Source organism: Gordonia sp. NPDC058843 (assembly GCF_042743165.1).
GTDB lineage: Bacteria > Actinomycetota > Actinomycetes > Mycobacteriales > Mycobacteriaceae > Gordonia.
Window position 1 is genome coordinate 1 of record NZ_JBHYNC010000081.1, and the last position, 2,219, is coordinate 2,219.

The window sequence follows — 2,219 nt, forward strand, 5'->3', positions numbered from 1 at the left end:
CCTGGAGCGGTGTTTGGTCCATTAGCTTGGTCCTCAGGGAGCGGGGGGCGTTGGCTTCGCTCGCTCCTCAGGGAGCAGGGGGCGTTGGCTTCGCTCGCTCCTCAGGGAGCGGGGTTCTCGCGAGGAGCGCACGACGCACCCCAACTGCTCCCTGAGGTGCGAGGAGCGCATGACGCACCCCATCTGCTCCCTGAGGTGCGAGGAGCGAAAGCGACGAGCCACGAAGGGCACACCGAACCACCTCTACGACAAGGAGTTCCCATGAGCACCACCATCACCGCGGCCGGTACCGGGACCACCACCGGTGCCCGCGAACACGCCCGCGCCCAGGCCGGCGCGATCACCGACAGTATGCCGGTGGTGCCGGCGTCGAACTGGCCCACGCCGCCCGCCGACGTGTCGGCGGCCGCGCTGACCTGGGCGGAGACCGTTCCCGGCGGCCGGTACGCCAGCAAAGTTTTGGCTCGGGGAACCCGGCTGCGGTTTTCCGACGTCGCCGGGGCGGCGTGCGCACACGTGCTGCTGTGGCGGGCTGATGCGCCGTGGGAGCGACTCAACGTCGCTGACACCGTCAAGGTCCCGTGGCAGGCCTACCTCGGCGAGGGTCATCCGCTGCTCAGTGATCAGGGCCGGGTGCTCGCCACCGTCGTCGCCGACGACTCCGGTCGCCACGACGCGCTGTGCGGTACCTCGACTCTTGCCGGCAATGCGACGAAGTACGGTGCGGGCGAGGTGCATTCGGCAAGCCCGGCCGGTCGCGAACTGTTCACCCTGGCCGCGGCGAAACACGGCCTCACGCCGGCGGATGTCGCCCCGTCGCTGTCCTTCTTCCACGGTGTGACCGTCGATGCCGACGGGACCTTGCGTTCGACCGGGAGCGCAGGCCCCGGCCGGACGGTCGATCTCATCCTGCACCTGCCGTGCACGGTGGCGATCGCCAACACCGCGCATCCGCTCGACCCGTCGCCCGATTTCGGCACGACCTCGCTGGAAGTGCTGGCGTGGCAGGCGCAGAGCGATCTCGACACCCTGCTGGCCGAGATCTCCGCCACCGACCCCGAGTACCAGCGCGCCGTCGCCAACTCCGAAGACGTCTGGGCCGCGGCTCATCGCTGAGCCGTCCAGTAGAGAGGATCACTGATCGTGACCGAGACAAGCATCGCAGTCATCACAGATTTCGCGTCGGCGCCCGCCACCGACCTCGCGCTCGTCCCCGGCATCGTCGTCGAGGACGCGCGTGTGGGCGAGCGGGCACCATGGTCGGGTGTTGTCGCCGCCGGCGACGTGCTCACCATCGTCGACCTGCACGGCAACCAGGCCGTCGACACGTTGTTCTATGCGGCCGCCGACACCTCGCAACGGTATTCGGCCCAGGCGACGATCACCGCGCAGGGCAACATCTTCCTCACCACCGGCAGCGTGATCCGCGACCACGACTCCGCTGCGCTGATGACCATCGTCGCCGACGAGGTCGGCAATCACGACACCCTCGGCGGCGCATGTTCGCAGGAGTCGAACACGCTGCGCTATGGCCACCACACGAAGCACCAGCACGCCTGCGTCGAGAACTTCCTCATCGAGGGCAGCCGGCACGGTCTCGGCAAGGCCGACCTCGTCGGCAATGTCAACTTCTTCATGAACGTGCCCGTCGACCCCGACGGCTCGCTCGGCATCGTCGACGGCCTGTCCGCGCCCGGCAAGCGGCTCGCCCTGCGTGCTGAGGTCGACACCCTCGTGCTCATCTCGAACTGTCCGCAGATCAACAACCCCTGCAACGGATTCGACCCGACCGCGGTCCGTGTCATCGTCACCCGGCCGTCCTGACATCCGCCTCCATCACGCCCCCGGGCGTCGACACCTGCGATGAGGAATCAACCATCATGCCTGCCACCACCCCGGCTGCCGTGACCGTTCTCCGGTCCGGTCCGCTCACCACCATTCAGGACTGGCCCGGCCGGGTCGGGTATTGGAAGGTCGGTGTACCGCCGTCCGGTCCGATGGACGACCTGTCCTTCCGGCTCGCGAATCTCGCTGTCGGCAACCCGGAGACCGCGGCCGGCCTGGAGATCACCCTCATGGGCCCCGCCCTCCGATTCGAACGGACCGCGGTCGTGGCCCGGACCCGGGGCCCCGGGTGGGCGGCCCGGAAACGGGGGGCCGTGGCCGCGGGGGGGTCGGTGTGGGTGGGGGGGGGGGGGGGTGTAGGAAAAGGGGCGAGC

At 69.1% G+C, this 2,219-nt stretch carries 2 protein-coding genes and 1 pseudogene; all 3 read left to right on the plus strand.

Annotated features, from left to right (window positions below; genetic code table 11):
* The first annotated feature begins 261 nt into the window (after nt 1-261).
* Nucleotides 262-1,116, plus strand: a complete 855-nt coding sequence (locus ACFW3F_RS25380; protein WP_388062462.1) for an urea amidolyase associated protein UAAP1 — start codon at nt 262-264, stop codon at nt 1,114-1,116.
* A 27-nt stretch (nt 1,117-1,143) separates the two neighbouring features.
* On the plus strand, nt 1,144-1,824 hold the full coding sequence (locus tag ACFW3F_RS25385; protein ID WP_388062464.1) for an urea amidolyase associated protein UAAP2: 681 nt from the start codon (nt 1,144-1,146) through the stop codon (nt 1,822-1,824).
* Between the two features lie 56 nt (nt 1,825-1,880).
* Nucleotides 1,881-2,219 (plus strand): annotated as a pseudogene (locus ACFW3F_RS25390) (urea amidolyase); the annotation flags it as partial.